Origin of the sequence: Streptomyces iranensis, assembly GCF_017874715.1 — a bacterium.
Taxonomy (GTDB): Bacteria; Actinomycetota; Actinomycetes; order Streptomycetales; family Streptomycetaceae; genus Streptomyces; species Streptomyces iranensis.
On record NZ_JAGGLR010000004.1, the window covers coordinates 205,014 to 222,220 of the forward strand.

11 protein-coding genes are annotated in these 17,207 nt (G+C 72.2%); 3 read left to right on the forward strand and 8 right to left on the reverse strand.

Going from position 1 to position 17,207, the window contains the following annotated elements; genetic code table 11:
• Positions 1-11: 11 nt before the first annotated feature.
• From ilvC to J2Z30_RS08955, 5 genes are all read right to left on the reverse strand, one after another.
• Positions 12-1,010, reverse strand: a complete 999-nt coding sequence (gene ilvC / locus J2Z30_RS08935; RefSeq protein WP_044569622.1) for a ketol-acid reductoisomerase — start codon at positions 1,008-1,010, stop codon at positions 12-14.
• A gap of 136 nt (positions 1,011-1,146) precedes the next feature.
• Positions 1,147-1,671 carry an acetolactate synthase small subunit gene (gene ilvN, locus J2Z30_RS08940; protein ID WP_044569623.1) on the reverse strand — a complete coding sequence of 175 codons (525 nt, stop codon included), beginning with the start codon at positions 1,669-1,671 and terminating at the stop codon, positions 1,147-1,149.
• A 33-nt stretch (positions 1,672-1,704) separates the two neighbouring features.
• Positions 1,705-3,558: an acetolactate synthase large subunit gene (locus tag J2Z30_RS08945; RefSeq protein ID WP_044581341.1), complete on the reverse strand. Its 1,854-nt coding sequence runs from the start codon at positions 3,556-3,558 to the stop codon at positions 1,705-1,707.
• A gap of 228 nt (positions 3,559-3,786) precedes the next feature.
• Entirely contained in the window at positions 3,787-6,702 is a 2,916-nt protein-coding gene (locus J2Z30_RS08950; RefSeq protein ID WP_044569624.1) for a putative bifunctional diguanylate cyclase/phosphodiesterase, read from the reverse strand.
• 346 nt (positions 6,703-7,048) lie between these two features.
• Positions 7,049-8,047, reverse strand: a complete 999-nt coding sequence (locus J2Z30_RS08955) for a 2-hydroxyacid dehydrogenase (RefSeq protein ID WP_209468615.1) — start codon at positions 8,045-8,047, stop codon at positions 7,049-7,051.
• Between the two features lie 75 nt (positions 8,048-8,122).
• Between J2Z30_RS08955 and J2Z30_RS08960 the strand changes: the two genes are divergently transcribed.
• From J2Z30_RS08960 to J2Z30_RS08970, 3 genes are all read left to right on the forward strand, one after another.
• Positions 8,123-9,121, forward strand: a complete 999-nt coding sequence (locus J2Z30_RS08960) for an aldo/keto reductase (protein ID WP_078956613.1) — start codon at positions 8,123-8,125, stop codon at positions 9,119-9,121.
• A 135-nt stretch (positions 9,122-9,256) separates the two neighbouring features.
• The gene (locus J2Z30_RS08965) at positions 9,257-10,450 is read left to right on the forward strand and encodes a PQQ-dependent sugar dehydrogenase (RefSeq protein WP_044569626.1); all 1,194 of its coding nucleotides are present in this window, start codon (positions 9,257-9,259) and stop codon (positions 10,448-10,450) included.
• A gap of 139 nt (positions 10,451-10,589) precedes the next feature.
• Complete coding sequence (locus J2Z30_RS08970; protein ID WP_167396640.1) at positions 10,590-10,757, forward strand: DUF6191 domain-containing protein; 168 nt, start codon at positions 10,590-10,592, stop codon at positions 10,755-10,757.
• A 122-nt stretch (positions 10,758-10,879) separates the two neighbouring features.
• On the opposite strand, the gene J2Z30_RS08980 is transcribed toward J2Z30_RS08970, so the two are convergent.
• The 3 genes from J2Z30_RS08980 to J2Z30_RS08990 form a co-directional block, all read right to left on the reverse strand.
• Complete coding sequence (locus tag J2Z30_RS08980) at positions 10,880-14,311, reverse strand: AAA family ATPase (RefSeq protein ID WP_245387771.1); 3,432 nt, start codon at positions 14,309-14,311, stop codon at positions 10,880-10,882.
• A 139-nt stretch (positions 14,312-14,450) separates the two neighbouring features.
• Positions 14,451-14,642 (reverse strand): hypothetical protein, encoded by a 192-nt coding sequence (locus J2Z30_RS08985; protein WP_044569628.1) that lies wholly within the window; start codon positions 14,640-14,642, stop codon positions 14,451-14,453.
• 150 nt (positions 14,643-14,792) lie between these two features.
• Entirely contained in the window at positions 14,793-17,165 is a 2,373-nt protein-coding gene (locus J2Z30_RS08990; protein ID WP_044569630.1) for an MMPL family transporter, read from the reverse strand.
• Positions 17,166-17,207: the final 42 nt, after the last annotated feature.

The following is a 17,207-nucleotide window of genomic DNA, read 5'->3' on the forward strand; positions in this document are numbered from 1 at the left end:
ACCAGGCGCGGTTACGCCTCCTCGTCGACCCAGCTCATGAGCTTGCGCAGCTCCTTGCCGGTGGTCTCCAGCAGGTGGTTCTCGTCGGCCTTCTTCAGCTCGTTGTACTTCGGCAGGCCGGCGTTGTACTCCGCCATCCAGTTCTTGGCGAAGGTGCCGTCCTGGATCTCGCCGAGGATCTTCTTCATCTCGGCCTTGGTGGACTCGTTGATGATCCGCGGACCGGAGACGTAGTCGCCCCACTCGGCGGTCTCGGAGATCGACCAGCGCATCTTCTCCAGGCCGCCCTCGTACATCAGGTCCACGATCAGCTTGAGCTCGTGGAGGCACTCGAAGTACGCGATCTCCGGCTGGTAACCGGCCTCGACCAGGGTCTCGAACCCGGCCTTGACCAGCGCCGAGGTGCCGCCGCACAGCACCGCCTGCTCACCGAAGAGGTCGGTCTCGGTCTCCTCGGTGAAGGTGGTCTTGATGACGCCGGCGCGGGTGCCGCCGATGCCCTTGGCGTACGAGAGGGCGAGCGGGAAGGCGTTGCCCGTGGCGTCCTGCTCGACGGCCGCGATGCACGGCACGCCGCGGCCCTCCTCGTACTGGCGGCGGACCAGGTGGCCCGGACCCTTGGGGGCGACCATGCAGACGTCCACGTTGGCCGGGGGCTTGATGAAGTCGAACCGGATGTTGAGACCGTGCCCGAAGAACAGCGCGTCGCCGTCCTTCAGGTTGCCCTTCACGGACTCCTCGTAGACCTTGGCCTGGATCGGGTCCGGGACCAGGACCATGATCACGTCGGCCTCGGCGGACGCCTCGGCCGGGGTGACCACGCGCAGGCCCTGCTCCTCGGCCTTGGCCTTGGACTTGGAGCCCTCGTGCAGGCCGACCCGGACATCGACGCCCGAGTCGCGCAGCGACAGCGCGTGGGCGTGGCCCTGGCTGCCGTAGCCGAGAATTGCGACCTTGCGGCCCTGGATGATGGACAGGTCGGCGTCGTCGTCGTAGAACAGCTCGGCCACTTCGGGAATCTCCTAGCGTGTGGGTTGTGCTCCCACCGTATGACGGGCGGGCGGGTGAAGGTTTCAGGGTCTCGCCATCCGGTCCGGCGCGCGGGTGGCGCCGGACCGTGGCCCCGCTGGTCGGGCGGGGCGGGGGTCAGGCGGACCGGTCGAGCGCGCGCAGGCTCCGGTCGGTGATGGAGCGGGCGCCGCGCCCTATGGCGATGGTGCCGGACTGGACCAGCTCCTTGATGCCGTACGGTTCCAGCATCTTGAGCATGGCCTCGAGCTTGTCGCTGCTGCCGGTGGCCTCGATGGTCACGGCCTCCGGGGAGACGTCCACGGTCTTGGCGCGGAACAGCTGGACGATCTCGACGATCTGGGAGCGGGTCTCGTTGTCGGCGCGGACCTTCACGAGAACGAGTTCCCGCTGGATGGCCGAGCCGTCCTCCAGCTCGACGATCTTCAGGACGTTGACGAGCTTGTTGAGCTGCTTGGTGACCTGCTCCAGCGGCAGCTCCTCGACATTGACCACGATGGTGATCCGGGAGATGTCGGGGTGCTCGGTGACGCCCACGGCGAGCGAGTCGATGTTGAAGCCGCGGCGGGAGAACAGGGCGGCGATCCGGGCGAGGATGCCGGGGGTGTTCTCCACCAGGACGGAGAGCGTGTGCTTGGACATGGGCTCGGTCTCTTCTCTCTTTCGGTCCTGGTCTCAGTCGTCCGCGCCGTCGCCGAAGTCCGGGCGGGTGTCGCGCGCCGCCAGGATCTCGTCGTTGGAGGTGCCGGCCGCGACCATCGGCCAGACCATGGCGTCCTCATGGACGATGAAGTCCACGACCACCGGGCGGTCGTTGATCGCGTTGGCCTTCTCGATCACGGCGTCGAGGTCGGCCGGATCCTCGCAGCGCAGTCCGACGCAGCCCATGGCCTCGGAGAGCTTCACGAAGTCGGGGACGCGGGTGCCCAGGCTCGCTTGCGCGGGGGTGTCGGGGCCGGAGTGCAGGACCGTGTTGGAGTAGCGCTGGTTGTAGAAGAGGGTCTGCCACTGGCGGACCATGCCCAGCGCGCCGTTGTTGATGATCGCGACCTTGATCGGGATGTTGTTCAGCGCACAGGTGGCCAGCTCCTGGTTGGTCATCTGGAAGCAGCCGTCACCGTCGATCGCCCAGACCGTACGGCCCTCGTCGGCGCCGGCCTTGGCGCCCATGGCGGCCGGGACGGCGTAGCCCATCGTCCCGGCGCCGCCGGAGTTCAGCCAGGTCGCGGGGGTCTCGTAGTCGATGAAGTGGGCGGCCCACATCTGGTGCTGGCCGACGCCCGCGGCGAAGATCGTGCCCTCCGGTGCCAGCTGCCCGATCCGCTGGATGACCTGCTGCGGGGCGAGGCTGCCGTCGGCGGGCTGGTCGTAGCCGAGCGGGTAGGTCTCCCGCCACCGGTTCAGGTCCTCCCACCAGCCGCTGTAGTCACCGGCGCGGCCCGCGTCGTGCTCGGCCTGGACGGCGACGACCAGGTCCGCGATGACCTCGCGGGCGTCCCCGACGATCGGCACGTCGGCGGCGCGGTTCTTGCCGATCTCGGCCGGGTCGATGTCCGCATGCACGATCTTGGCGTACGGGGCGAAGGAGTCCAGCTTGCCGGTGACGCGGTCGTCGAAGCGGGCGCCGAGCGCCACGATCAGATCGGCCTTCTGCAGGGCGGTCACGGCGGCGACGGTGCCGTGCATGCCCGGCATGCCGAGGTGGAGGTGGTGGCTGTCGGGGAAGGCGCCCAGCGCCATCAGGGTGGTGGTGACCGGCGCGCCGGTCAGTTCGGCCAGCACCTTCAGCTCGGCGGTGGCCTGGGCCTTGATCACGCCGCCGCCGACGTACAGCACCGGGCGCTCGGCCTGGGTCATCAGGCGGGCGGCCTCGCGGATCTGCTTGGCGTGCGGCTTGGTGACCGGGCGGTAGCCGGGCAGATCGGTCTGCGGCGGCCAGGAAAAGGTGGTCTGCGCCTGGAGCACGTCCTTGGGGATGTCGACCAGGACCGGGCCTGGGCGGCCGGTGGAGGCGATGTGGAACGCCTCGGCGATCGTGCGCGGGATGTCCTCGGCCTTGGTGACCAGGAAGTTGTGCTTGGTGATCGGCATGGTGATGCCGCAGATGTCCGCCTCCTGGAAGGCGTCCGTACCGATGGCCTTGGACGCCACCTGGCCGGTGATCGCGACGATCGGGACCGAGTCCATATGGGCGTCGCCGATGGGGGTGACCAGGTTGGTCGCTCCGGGGCCCGAGGTCGCCATGCAGACGCCGACCTTGCCGGTGGCCTGGGCATAGCCGGTGGCCGCGTGGCCCGCGCCCTGCTCATGGCGGACGAGCACATGCCGGACCTTCGAGGAGTCCATCATCGGGTCGTAGGCGGGAAGGATCGTGCCACCGGGGATGCCGAAGACGGTGTCGGCACCCACTTCCTCGAGGGAACGGATGAGGGACTGCGCGCCCGTGACGTGCTCGACGGGGGCGGACTGCGGTCCGCCGCTACGGGGCCGAGGCTGGGGGTGATGGGACCCGGGGGCCTGCTCGGTCATCGGCATTCTCTTCTCGAAGATGAGGTTCGGTGCGGGAGGGAGGGGGCGGGGCGGTGCACCGGGCCCTGCCGGTGCAACAAAAAACCCCTCGTGCCGTAAGGCAAGCGAGGGGAGCGCGCCGGTGAGGGTCCGCAGGGCTTCGATGAGCCCTGCTCAGCCGACGCGCTGTCCAAGTACGAGAATTCGGGTGCGCATGGCTCCGACCCTCCCCCCCGCGCATATCGGGTGTCAAGTGGGTGGGACGGGCGTCTCAGTATTTGAGCGGGTCGGCGGGTGGGTGTGCGGCTCCGTACGGCGCGGGCCGTGGGAGCCGCCATGCCCGCCATGACCGCCGTGCCGGATCGGCAGGGCGCCGCCGACCAGCAGCGGGGGCTCCGGGCGCGGCACCGGATAGCCGCCGCGCAGCAGCGCCCGGCGCAGCCGGTGCTCGTCCAGCGGCCCGCTGAACGCCGCCCCCTGGGCGTGGGTGCATCCCATACCGCGCAGGGTGACAATCTGCTCGGGCAACTCCACCCCCTCTGCGATGGACTGCATTCCGAGATCGCCGGCGATCCTCAGCAGCCCTGCGGTGATCTTGTGCAGCCGTGAGGACTCGACCACTCCCTCGACCAGTCCGGGGTCCAGTTTCAGCACATCGATGGGAAGCCTGCGGAGCGCCCTGATCGCGGCATAGCCGCTGCCGAAGCCGTCGAGGGCGATCCGCACCCCCAGACGGCGCAGTGCGCCGAGTCGGTGCTCGAGCTCGTCCAGCGGCACCCGTGGATCGCTGTCGGTCAGCTCCAGGATCAGCGCGCCGGACGGCAGCCCATGGCGGGCCAGCAGCGCCTCCACGGCCTTGGGCGGCATCGACCTGTCCACCAGCCGGCTCGCGGGGAGCCGTACGCAGACCGGGACCGGATGGCCGTCGCGGCGCCGCTGGGCGGCCTGCTCCACGGCCGCCTCCAGCATCCAGCGGGACAGCTCGGCGGTGCGGGCGGTGTCCTCGCCGCTCCCCCGGCCGTTGTCGGCGACCCGGAGGAACTCGGCGGGGGTGAACAGGATGCCCTGGGCCGAGCGCCAGCGGGCCTGCGCGGCGACCGCGGTGATCCGGCCGCCGGCCAGCTCGACGACGGGCTGGTGCAGCAGTACGAACTCCCCGTCGTGCAGCGCGGCGCGCAGTCTGGTGGCGACCTCGGCGCGCCGCGCCACCTCGGCCTGCATCTGTGGTGCGTACAGCTCCACGCGGTTCTTGCCCGCGGCCTTGGCGCGGTACATCGCCAGATCGGCGTTGCGCATCAGGGCGCCGGGGCTGGTGCCGGGCTCGGCGAAGGCGACGCCGATGCTGGCGGCGACCCGGACCTCGGTGCCGCTCTCGACCCGGTAGGGCTGGGAGAGCCGGAGCCGCAGCCGGTCGGCGATCTCCATGATGCGCTGCTCGCGGGTGCCCGCGTCCCCCTCGCCGTCGCCGAGGATGAGGGCGGCGAACTCGTCGCCCCCGAGCCGGGCCGCGCAGTCGCCGGACCCGGACCGCACGGACTCCTGGAGCCGACGGGCGGCCTGGACCAGCAGCTCGTCCCCGGCGTGGTGGCCGACGGTGTCGTTGACCGCCTTGAAGCCGTCGAGGTCGATGAAGAGCACGGCGGTGCCGGCGTCCGTACGGCGGCGGCCGGCGACGGCGTGCGCGACCCGCCGGGTGAACAGGGCGCGGTTGGGCAGATCGGTGAGCGGGTCGTGCTCGGCGTTGTGCTGGAGCTGGGCCTGGAGTCGGACCCGCTCGGTGACATCGCGGCTGTTGAAGATCAGTCCGCCGTGGTGGCGGTTGATCGTGGACTCCACGTTGAGCCAGTCGCCGGAGCCGGAGCGGAAGCGGCATTCGATCCGCGTGGTGGGCTCCTCGCCCGGTGCGGCGGCCAGGAACCGGCGGACCTCGTGGACCACCGATCCGAGGTCCTCGGGGTGGATGAGGGAGGCCAGCTCGGAGCCGATCATCTCGTCCGCGTCACGGCCGTAGACCCCGGAGGCGGCCGGGCTGACGTAGCGCAGGATTCCGGTGGGCGCGGCGATCATGATCACATCGCTGGAGCTCTGCACCAGGGAGCGGAAGTGGTTCTCCTTCTGGGCGAGTTCCTGGGTGAGCCTGATGTTGTCCATCAGCATGATCGCCTGTCGGACGACGAGCGCGAGCACGACCGCGCAGGCGGTGCAGAGCACCACCCCGTCGATCGGCCGGCCGTCCATCACGTTGGACAGGACCCCCAAGGTGCAGACGGCGGCGGCGAGATAGGGCGCGAGTGCGGCGAGCGAGCCCGCGATGGGGACGCTCTGCTGCGGGGAGCGGCGCGCCGACGGCGGGTTCTGGGCGGCCTCGCGGCGGGCCACCCATGGTGCGTACGCCAGCAGCGCGGAACCGGCGAACCACCCGGCGTCGAGTATCTGCCCGGAGCGGTAGTGCTCCCGCAGCAGCGGCGAGGTGAACAGCGCGTCGCACAGCACGGTGAGCGCGAAGGCGGCGATCGCGGTGTTGATCGCGGAGCGGTTGCCCGAGGAGCGCCGGAAGTGGAGCACGATCACCATGCTCACCAGCACGATGTCCAGCAGCGGATAGGCGAGCGACAGGGCGCCGCGGGCCACGGAGGCGCCGTCCGCGCCGAACTCCCCGGTGTGGGCGAGCGCGAGGCTCCAGGAGAGTGTGACCAGCGATCCGGCGATCAGCCAGGCGTCCAGCCCCAGACAGATCCACCGGGCGCGGCTCGTGGGGCGCTTGGCGAGCACCAGCATCCCGACGATGGCGGGCGGCGCGAAGAGCAGGAAGCAGAAGTCGGCGACCGAGGGCGTCGGCACGGGGCGGCCCAGCACCACCTCGTACCAGCCCCATACGGCGTTCCCCAGCCCGGCCATGGCCGAGGAGGCGGCGAACAGCAGCCAGGCCGGGCGCAGCCGCCCGGCGTGCCGGCGGCCGTGCCACAGACAGGAGGCCGTGGCGGCGAACGCGGCGGCGCTCAGCCCGAAGTCACCCATGACGAGGGCCAGTTGGGACGACCCCCAGCCGACGATCGCCCCCGCCGCGTAACCGCCGCAGACCAGGGCGAGGACCACTTGCGGCAACAGCCCGGCCCCGCCGCCGGAGACCGACGGCCGGGCGAGCACCGCTCCCGTGGCGCTCACTGGACTGCCATCCACTGCGTGGCGGACCACTGACGCCTCGGGGCTCCCGGCAGCGGTATCCCCGCGGGCCTCGTCGAGTTGGAGAACCGCGCGGCTGCGCGGAAGTGTCGCGGTCGACGCCTGAGCTGCGTCGGGTTGTCGGTCCATCGGCCATACATCGCCCGTCGCCCCCCTCGAGTTCCGGTCCATCGCTGACGCCGTCAGGTCAGTGGCGCAGCCCCCGCTCGGGACGATACACCAGACTGGTCACTCAGGGACATAGGCCATCTACGGACCGTAACCGACTACGGCGTTGTATATACGGAGTGGAGTCAATCGGTGCCTGTATGTGGTACCAGAGGCATGTCTACCCCGTCGTGGCGACGAGATGTGCCAGCGACTCGCCGCGCGCGTAACGATGCAGCTGATCCCTCAACAGCCGCTTGGCGCGCGGGAGGAAGGCCGACGTGGGGCCGCCCACATGCGGGGAGATGAGCACCCCTGGAGCGTGCCACAGCGGATGCCCGGCGGGCAGTGGTTCGGGGTCGGTCACATCGAGCGCGGCCCGCAGCCGGCCCGACTCCAACTCCGTGAGCAGGGCCTTGGTGTCCACGACCCCACCACGGGAGACATTCACCAGCAGCGCCCCGTCCTTCATCAGCGACAGGAACTCCGCCCCGGCCAGACCACGGGTGGCCTCGGTGAGCGGGGTCACCAGCACCACCACATCGGCTTCCGGAAGCAGCCGGGGCAATTCGTCGATCGGATGCACCGGGCCGCGCTCGGTCGTGCGCGGGGAGCGCGCGACGCGCGCCACCCGCTCGCACTCGAACGGCACAAGCCGATCCTCGATCGCGCTGCCGATGGCCCCGTAGCCGACGATCAGTACGGACTTGTCGGCGAGCGCGGGGCGGAAGCCGGAGCGCCACTCCTCGGCGTCCTGGCCCCGGACGAAGTCGGGGATACCGCGCAGCGAGGCCAGGATGAGGGTGAGGGCGAGCTCGGCGGTGCTCGCGTCGTGCACCCCGCGCGCGTTGCACAGCCGCACCCCGGGCGCGAGATCGGCCAGCGCGGGCTTGATGTGGTCTATTCCGGCGGTCAGGGTCTGCACCACCCGCAGGTTGGTCATGGCGGGCAGCGGGCGGGTGCACACCTGCGGCGGCTTCATGTAGGGGACGCAGTAGAACGCGCAGCGCGCCGGGTCGGTGGGGAAGTCCTCACCGCCGTCCCAGTGGGCGTATTCGAGGGTGTCGGGAAGGCCGTCCATCTCCTCGGGCGGGATGGGCAGCCACACCAGGTCGCGCGCTTCGGATGAACCGTGAGTCGAATCGTGGTGGCGGAACGTATCGCTGTGATCTGCACTCATGCCAGGAGGCTATGCGATCACCGGCCGCCGGCAGAGGTTAGTTTGGGGTCCGAGGAACGGGAGGGGTCAGGCCAGGTGGAGCGCAGGAGAATCGGAGCGGCGGCGCTCGAAGTGGGGGCCATCGGCCTTGGATGCATGCCGATGAGCTGGGCGTACACCGCTTCGCAGCGCAGTGGCGAGCACTCGGTGCGCACCGTGCACACCGCGCTCGACTCGGGGGCGAGCCTGCTGGACACCGCCGACATGTACGGCCCCTTCACCAATGAGCTGCTGGTGGGGCGGGTGCTCAAGGAGCGGCGGACGGACGCCTTCGTGTCCACCAAATGCGGACTGCTGGTGGGCGACCAGCACATCGTGGCCAACGGGCGGCCCGGCTATGTGAAGCGGGCCTGCGACGCCTCGCTGCGGCGGCTGCAGACCGATGTGATCGACCTCTACCAGCTGCACCGGGCCGACCCGGAGGTCCCCATAGAGGAGACCTGGGGCGCGATGGCGGAGCTGGTCGCGGCCGGGAAGGTACGGGCGCTCGGGCTGTGCGCCGTGGGCGCGCGGGCGCAGCGGCGGGCGGGCGCCGGGATGCACGACGCCACGGTGCGCCAGCTGGAGCGGGTCCAGCAGGTCTTTCCGGTCAGCTGTGTGCAGGCCGAGCTGTCGGTGTGGTCGCCCGACGCGCTGGAGGCGCTGGTGCCGTGGTGCGCCTCACACGGGGTGGGCTTCCTGGCGGCGATGCCGCTGGGCAACGGCTTCCTGAGCGGGACGCTCACCCCGGGACAGGGCTTCGAGCCGGACGACATGCGGGCCCGGCATCCGCGGTTCACGGCGGAGATGATGGCCGCGAACCAGCCGATCGTGGCCGGTCTGCGACGGGTCGCCCGGCGGCACGGGGACGGGGTGACACCCGCGCAGGTGGCCCTGGCCTGGCTGCTGGCGCAGGGGCCGCATGTGGTGCCGGTGCCGGGGACGAAGCGGGAGCGGTGGGCGGCGGAGAACTGTGCGGCGGCCGGTCTGCCGCTCTCCCCCGAGGACCTCGCGGAGATCGCGGGGCTGCCGCCGGCGCGGGGGTCGTGGGACTGAACGCGTCGCACAACGGCCGCCCGGCGCGGGCCGCCGTTGTGCGTTCGGCCCTGGTCCGGGCCCGATTCGGGGATGGGAACCCGGCGCGGGTCCGCGGTGTATAAGAATCAGTGCCGTGCCGCGGCACACGTGCCCATGGAGAGGAACCCGACCGTGCGACGTCCTCGCGTCACCTCTGTTCTCGCCGCCGCTGCCGCCGTGGTGCTCGTGGCGGGCTGCTCGTCCGACGGCGACAGCATCACCAGACCGGTCGGCCGGTCGGCCGCGCCCACGAAGCCGGGCGGCGGGGGCTCCTCCTCGGGCGCGCCCTCGCCGACGGAGTCCGCGGCGCCCGCGAAGGGCTCGGTGAAGGTGGAGCGCACGCTCACCACGAAGCTGAACTCCCCCTGGGGGCTGGCGCCGCTGCCCGACGGGGATCTGCTGGTCTCCTCGCGGGACACCGGGAAGATCTTCAAGGTCTCGGCGGACTCGGGGAAGAAGACCGAGCTGGGGTCCGTCCCGGGCGTCTCCGCCGCCGGTGAGGGCGGGCTGCTGGGGCTGGCGATCTCCTCCGACTTCGGCACGGACCATATGGTCTACGCGTACTACACCACCGATTCGGACAACCGCATCGTCCGGATGGTGTACGACGACAAGCGCCCCGCCGGCGATCAGCTCGGCGCCCCGGACACGATCTTCAAGGGCATCCCCAAGGGCGCGATCCACAACGGGGGCCGCATCGCCTTCGGCCCGGACAAGATGCTCTACGCGGGCACGGGCGAGAGCGGTGACCGCGGGCTCGCCCAGGACATGGACTCCTTCGGCGGCAAGATCCTGCGGATGACCCCGGACGGCGAGCCCGCGCCCCGCAATCCGGACGCCCAGTCGGTCGTCTACTCCCCGGGTCACCGCAATGTGCAGGGCCTGGCCTGGGATGCGGACAAGCGGCTGTGGGCCTCCGAGTTCGGCCAGGACACCTGGGACGAGCTCAATCTGATCGAGCCGGGCAAGAATTACGGCTGGCCGGAAGTCGAGGGCAAGGCCGGGAAGAAGGGCTTCGCCGATCCGCTGGAGCAGTGGAAGCCCAAGGACGCCTCGCCGAGCGGAATCGCCTTCGCCAAGGGCTCGATCTGGATGGCCGGGCTGCGCGGTGAGCGGCTGTGGCGCATTCCGCTGAAGGGCGACAAGGCGGTGGCGAAGCCACAGTCGTTCCTGGACGGGAAGTACGGACGGCTGCGCAGCGTGGTGGCGGCGGACGACGGGGGGCTGTGGCTGACCACGAGCAATACGGATGGGCGTGGTAAGCCGGGCCGGGAGGACGACCGGATCCTGCGGCTGGAGGTCCGCTGACGGGATCCACTGAAGGGAGATCCACTGAGGGGGCGAATCGGCTGATCGTGGCGTTGAGTTCGGCCGACATGGTGCGGAGTGCCCGTTCTGTGACGGGTCTGCCTACACTGGCAGCAGTCGCACGCCTACGGGGGTCGTCATGTTCAACCTCATCGAGGAACTGTTCGCGCCCGGCCGCAAGCACACCGAGGAAGAGCGCAACCGGCTGGAGTTCACGCTCGACGAGACGCGCAGCAGCGACCCGGGGAAGGGCCCTATAGACCTTGACTCAGGGCGAGTGGTGATCCGGCCCCGCGAAGGGGACTGACCCGGAAGGGGACTGGCTCGGAAGGGGGCTGGCTCGGCGGGTGGTCGGCGTACCGCGCGTCCTGGCACCCCCGGCGTCCAGTCAGCGCCCCGGCGTGCTGCCGGTGCGTACCGCGCACACCGTCAGCGGGCCGCCGCCGCGCCGTCGGCCAGGCCGTCCACCAGGCGCAGTCGGTGGGCCACGGCGGCAGCCTCGGCCCGGCCCGAGACGCCCAGCTTGGCCAGGATGTTGGAGACATGCACGCTGGCCGTCTTGGGCGAGATGAAGAGCTTCTCGGCGATCTGGCGATTGCTGCGCCCGTCGGCGACCAGCCGCAGCACATCCCGCTCCCGGGGCGTCAGCCCCAGCTCCTCGGCCGGATCGGCGGGTCCGGCGGCGTCGGCGACCGGGGCCGGGGGCAGCGCGGGGGTGCGGCCCGGGGACGCGTCAAGCGCGGCGCGGGTCGCGGCGGACGCCAAGGGCAGCCGGGCGCGCCGGGCCAGCAGCTCGATCTCCTCGCGCAGCGGACGGGCACCCAGCCGGTCGGCCACGGCATGCGCCTGGGCGAGCAGTTCGGCGGCATGCTCACGATCGGCCTGAGCCGGGGCCCCCGCCGGACCGGAGGCCCCCGGACCGAGGGCGCTCTGGTCGGGGGCACCCGGGTCGGAGGGGCCCCGGCCGGAGGCACCCGGACCGGAGGCACCCCGACCGTGGACATCTTGGCCGGAGGCACCCGGGCGGGAAGCGCCCTGACCGGGGACACTCGGACCGAGGGCGCCCGGGGCGGAGGCACCCCGACCGGAGGCACCGAGACCGGGGGCACCCCGGCCGGAGGCACCCCGGCCGGAGGCACCCCGGCCGGAGGCACCCCGGCCGGAGGCACCCCGGCCGGAGGCACCCCGGCCGGGGGCGTCCGGGGCGGAGGGGCTCTGGATCGGGGTTAGTAGCGCTTCCGCCCAGCGGTGGCGGGCTCGGGCCAGTGGATAGGGGCGGTCCAGCGCGGCGAAGGCGGCCGTGGCCTCGGCCCAGAGGTCGGGCCGGTCCCGGCCCTCGGCGCGCGCCAGTTCGGCCTGGACCATCGCCGCGTGCGCCCGCCACACCGGCACGGGCTGCGACACCCGCTTCGCCGCCGCCCGGAGGCGGGCCAGCGCCTCGCCCCGGCCCGGCTCGGCCGTGGGCAGTCCGCGCGCGGCCGACTCGGCCGCGGCGGCCGTGTACAGCAACCGCCAGGCGTAGCGCTGCATCCCGGGCGGGAATCCGGCCTCCACGGCCTGGTCCAGCAGGGCCCGGACCTCCAGGATCCGGCCACGGGCCGCCGCGAGTTCGATGGCGTGCCCCGTGATCTGGAGGGTGTACTGCGGTTCGGTGTTGCGGGCGCCGTAGTGCTCCCGGGCCGCGGTCAGCTCGCGCTCCGCCGTGTTCCACTCACCGCGCGCCAGCGCCAGCTGGGTGAGCCGGTTGGCGGCGGTGCCGCGCGGCTTGGTGCCAAGGGCGAGCCGCCGGGTCATCAGGGCCGCCGCCTCCGCCTCGTCCCAGCGGCCCAGGGAGAACAGCGACTCGGCCAGATTCCCGTAGACCCAGGCCCGGGAGTCCACCAGGCCGACGCGGTCCAGGATCCGGGCGCCCTCCTCGGCGGTCTCCACCGCCTCGGCCGACCGGCCCACCCCCTCCAGCGCCGAGGCCAGATTGACATAGCAGCGACCCAGGACGCTGATGTCATCGAGGTCCAGGGCCCGCTCGCAGACCTCGCGCATCTCGGCCAGGCCACGCTCGATGTCGCCGGAGTCACCGGTGAAGTAGCCCAGCGTCAGGCGGGCGTTCAGCTCCGTGCTCTCGGCGCCGACCAGCCGGGCCAGCTCCACCGCCCGTTCGGCCGCGGCCAGGCCCTCGGCACCTGGCCGGTGGGTCATCGTCCAGCCCGCCACCTGTGCCATGACCTCGGCGTGCACGGGGGACGGCGGCAGTCCGCGCACCAGCTCCTGGGCCCGGCTCAGCTCCTCCCACCCGTCACCGCGGGCCAGGCCCTCCATCAGTTTGCCCTGCTGGGTCCAGAACCAGGCGGCCCGCAGCGGGGCGTCACCACCCCGGTCCAGCGTCCGCAGCGCCCGCTTGCTGACGGCCAGCGCCCGCTCCCGCTGCCCGGACATGTGCGCGGCCACCACCACCTCGGCGAGCAGATCGAGATGGCGCAGCGCCTGGTCCTCACAGCCGCGGGCGGGGTACACCTCCGCGTAGTCCATGGGCCGCTGCGCCCGCCGTATCTCCTTGGGGGCGTCCTCCCACAGCTCCATGGCCCGCTCCAGCAGCCGCAGCTGCTCCGCGTGGGCGTACCGCCGCCGCGCCGCGACGGACGCCTGGAGCACGGCGGGCAGGGCCTTGGCGGGGTCGTGCGCGTGGTACCAGTAGCTGGCCAGCCGGGCGGCCCGCTCATCGGCCCGCACCAGCGCGGGCTCGGCCTCCAGTGCCTCCGCGAAGCGCCGGTTGAGCCGGGAGCGCTCCCCGGGCAGCAGATCGTCGCGCACGGCTTCGCGCACCAGCGAATGCCGGAAGCGGTAGCCGCTGTCGTCGGCCGTGGGGCGCAGGATGTTCGCCCCGACGGCGGCCCGCAGCGCGTCGATCAGTTCGTCCTCGCCCAGCCTGGCGACCGCGCGCAGCAGTTCGTACTCCACCGAGGAGCCGCCCTCGGCGAGGATCCGCACCACCCCCTGGGCCTCCTCGGGCAGCGCCTCGACCCGCACCAGCAGCAGATCGCGCAGCGATTCGCTGAGCCCGGTGGCGCAGCCCTCGTTGAGGGAGCGGGCGATCTCCTCCACGAAGAAGGCATTGCCGTCGCTGCGCTCGAAGATCCGGTCGACCAGCTCGCGCTCCGGCTCGGCCCCGTTGATCCCGGTCAGCTGGGCGTGCACCTCGCCGCGGGTGAAGCGGGACAGCTCGATGCGCCGCACCTCGCGCATCCGGTCCACCTCGGCGAGGAAGGGGCGCAGCGGATGGCGGCGGTGGATGTCGTCGGAGCGGTAGGTGGCCACGACCAGCAGCCGGGCACTGAGCAGCGAGCGGAAGAGATAGCCGAGCAGCTCGCGGGTGGAGCGGTCGGCCCAGTGCAGATCCTCGATGGCGACGACGAGGGTGCGCTCCGCGGCCAGCCGCTCCAGCAGCCGGACCGTGAGCTCGAACAGCCGGGCCCGGCCGTCGCCGTCGTGGGACGCGCGGGAGGTCTCGCCCAGCTCGGGCAGCAGCCGGGCCAGTTCGCCCTCCTGCCCGGCGGCGGCCCTGTCCAGCTCGGTGCCCAGTTTCCGGCGCAGTGAGCGCAGCACGGTGGACACGGGCGCGAACGGCAGCCCGTCGGCGCCGATTTCCACACAGCCGCCGACCGCCGCGACCGCCCCCGCGGCCATGGCCGGGGCCAGGAACTCGTCGATGAGCCGGGTCTTGCCGACCCCCGCCTCTCCCCCCACCAGCAGCACCTGCGGCTCGCCCGCGGTGGCGCGGGCGAGCGCGTCCTCGAGGGTGGCCAACTCCTGGGCGCGACCGATGAACACCGGGCTGACGGACATGGTGTGCACGTCGTCGAGCATCGCACAGGGCCCCGACACCGCGGCACCGGCTTTTCCGGCACCGGCTTTTCCGGCACCCGCCGTTCCGGGTTCCACCGCTCCGGCCCCAGGCCCGGCTCCCGCTCCAGCCCTTATGACGAGCGGCACGGCCCGGCCGCCGTCAGGCCGCCGTGCCGTACGACCGTGGTGAGCGGTTGCCCCGCCACCGCCGGACCTGCCTCAGCCGCCCGCCCCGCTCCCGCCCGGCCGACCGGCCGCCGGGCCCCTCCGCCGCCTCCCGGACCAGCCGGTGGGCGGCGGCCTCCCGCAGCAGCTCGGCCTCGCGGATCCGGTGCAACTCATGGTGCAGCATGGTGTTCTCCCTGGTGACGAGTGGTTTCGTGGAACACGTCCACTCTCGTCGCCCAGGAGGGTCCGGCACATCGGTAGGCTGCCCGATCTTCGCTCGGGCCAAGGCCTTAGGCACCCTGCCCACACGGCTGAGAAGGCCCGGGGAGGGTCCTTAGGGCACCGGCGACCGTGCCGTACCGGCCCGCGCCGCGCCCTCGGCGGGCTGCCCCGGCAGTGGCACGGGCACCGCCACCGGTCCGGACGCCGGGCCATCGCCCTCGCCCTCGCCCCCGGCGTCGCCCTCGCCCCCGGCGTCGCCCTCCGCCTCGATGCTGATCCTCGGCAGCAGCCGCTCCAGCCAGCCCGGCAGCCACCAGTTGGCGCCCCCGAGCAGATGCATCAGCGCGGGCACCAGGAGCGTACGGAGGACGAAGGCGTCCAGGGCGACCGCGGCCGCCAGTCCGATGCCGAACATCGCGATGATCCGGTCGCCGCTGAGCACGAACGCCGAGAAGACCGCGATCATGATGACGGCCGCGGAGTTGATGACCCGGCTGGTCTCGGCGAGCCCCACCCGGACCGCGGTGCGGTTGTCGCGGGTGCGCCGCCACTCCTCGTACATCCGGCTGACCAGGAAGACCTGGTAGTCCATGGAGAGCCCGAAGAGCACCGACACCATGATCACCGGTAGGAAGGGCTCGATCGGGCCCGCCCTGCCAAGACCCAGCAGTTCGCTCCCCCAGCCCCATTGGAAGATCGCGACCACCACGCCGAAGGACGACGCGACGGCGGCCACGTTCATGACCGCCGCCTTGATCGGGATGCCGATGCTGCGGAACGCGAGCAGCAACAGCGCGCATCCCAGCGCCACCACCACCCCCACGAACAGCGGCAGCTTGCTCACGATCACCGCGGCGAAGTCGTCGTAGCCCGCGGTCAGCCCGCCCACGTAGACCCGCAGCGAGCTGCCCTCCTCGGCCCGGGGCAGCACCTCGGCGCGCAGCCGTCCGACGAGGTCGGAGGTGTCCCGTGACTGCGGTGCCGTCGTGGGGACGACCGTGATGACGCCGGTGTCGCCGCCTCCGCCCAGGTCCGCGGCGCTCACCGAGGCCACCCCGTGGATGGTGCGCAGGGTCTCGGACAGCTGTGTGAAGGCCATCCGGTCGTCGGCCCCGTCCATGCTGCCCATCAGCGTCAATGGGCCGTTGAAACCTGGTCCGAACCCCTCGGCCAGCAGGTCGTAGGCCCGTCGCGTCGTCGAGGCCGAGGAGCCGTTGCCCTGGTCCGAGGTGCCCAGGTGGAGCGAGAACGTGGGGAGGGCGAGCACCGCGATGAGGGCGGCCGCGACCGCCCCCAGCAGTTTGGGGCGGCGCTCGACGTAGCGCGCCCAGCGGGCGCACAGACCCTGGGACGCCGCGGCTTCCGGCCCCCGCTCGGCCAGCCGTCTGCGCTCCTTCCGGCTCAGGGCCCGCATACCGATCAGGCCGAGCAGCGCGGGCAGCAGGGTGAGCGAGGCGGCGACCGTAAGGGCGACGGTGAGCGCCGCCGCGACCGCCACCCCGTTGAGGAAGGACAGCCGCAGGACGAGCATGCCGAGGAGCGCGAGACAGACGGTCGCGCCCGCGAAGACCACCGCGCGCCCCGAGGTGGCCACCGCGCGCTGGGCGGCCTGTTCGACCGGCAGCCCCCGCCGCAGCCCCTTGCGGTGCCGGGTGACGATGAACAGCGCGTAGTCGATCCCCACGCCGAGGCCGATCAGCATGCCGAGCATCGGCGCGAAGTCGGCGATCGTCATGGCGTGGCCGAGCAGCCCGATGGCCGCGTACGCGGTGCCGACGCCGATGAGCGCGGTGGCTATCGGCAGCAGCGTCGCCGCGAACGAGCCGAACGCGAGGAAGAGCACCACGGCGGCCACGCCGACCCCGATGGCCTCGCTCAGATGGGCGGGCCCGGTCCGCTCGGTGAGCCCGGCGCCCGCGCCGCCCATCTCGACCTGAAGGCCCTTGGCCCCGGAGGCGGCGGAGCGCACCGTGTCGAGCACCCGGCGCACCTCCGCCTCGCCCAGGTCGGCGGCGGGTTCGCGGAAGACGATGGTGGCGTAGGCGGTGTGCCCGTCGGCGCTGATCCGGCTGTTGTCACGGGCTTCGCCGAGCCCGCCGGATCCGCCCAGCCGGCCGGTGTCACCGGCGCCGTACGGACCGGTGGCGGAGACGGCGCCGTACGGGCCGGTCACGGAGGCGACGCCGGGCAGGTCCGCCACCTGCCGCAGCGCCGTCGCCATCCGCCGCTCGACCCCAGGGGCGCGTACGGTGCCCGCGCCGTCCGCGGTGTGCCAGACGATGGTGTCGCTGTCCCCCGCCCGGTCCGGCAGCCGCCGCTCCATCAGGGCGGAGACCTTGGAGGAGTCGGTGCCCGGGATGTCGTAGTCGTTGGAGTACGCCGAACCCGTCACGGCCGCCGCCGCGGCGACCCCGGCGAAGGCGGCCAGCCACAGCACGATGACGATGGCGCGGCGCCTGAGACACCAGCGGGCGAGTGCGGCCATGGCTGCTTTCCGGGTATTGCGCCGAACGCGCGATGTGGCTGA

Bases quoted from the DNA above. Each gene is read 5' to 3' on its own strand.
- ilvN (WP_044569623.1), bottom strand. From the start codon at position 1,671: ATGTCCAAGCACACGCTCTCCGTCCTGGTGGAGAACACCCCCGGCATC.
- J2Z30_RS08945 (WP_044581341.1), bottom strand. From the start codon at position 3,558: ATGACCGAGCAGGCCCCCGGGTCCCATCACCCCCAGCCTCGGCCCCGT.
- J2Z30_RS08955 (WP_209468615.1), bottom strand. From the start codon at position 8,047: ATGAGTGCAGATCACAGCGATACGTTCCGCCACCACGATTCGACTCAC.
- J2Z30_RS08965 (WP_044569626.1), top strand. From the start codon at position 9,257: ATGGAGAGGAACCCGACCGTGCGACGTCCTCGCGTCACCTCTGTTCTC.
- J2Z30_RS08970 (WP_167396640.1), top strand. From the start codon at position 10,590: ATGTTCAACCTCATCGAGGAACTGTTCGCGCCCGGCCGCAAGCACACC.
- J2Z30_RS08980 (WP_245387771.1), bottom strand. From the start codon at position 14,311: ATGCTCGACGACGTGCACACCATGTCCGTCAGCCCGGTGTTCATCGGT.
- J2Z30_RS08985 (WP_044569628.1), bottom strand. From the start codon at position 14,642: ATGCTGCACCATGAGTTGCACCGGATCCGCGAGGCCGAGCTGCTGCGG.
- J2Z30_RS08990 (WP_044569630.1), bottom strand. From the start codon at position 17,165: ATGGCCGCACTCGCCCGCTGGTGTCTCAGGCGCCGCGCCATCGTCATC.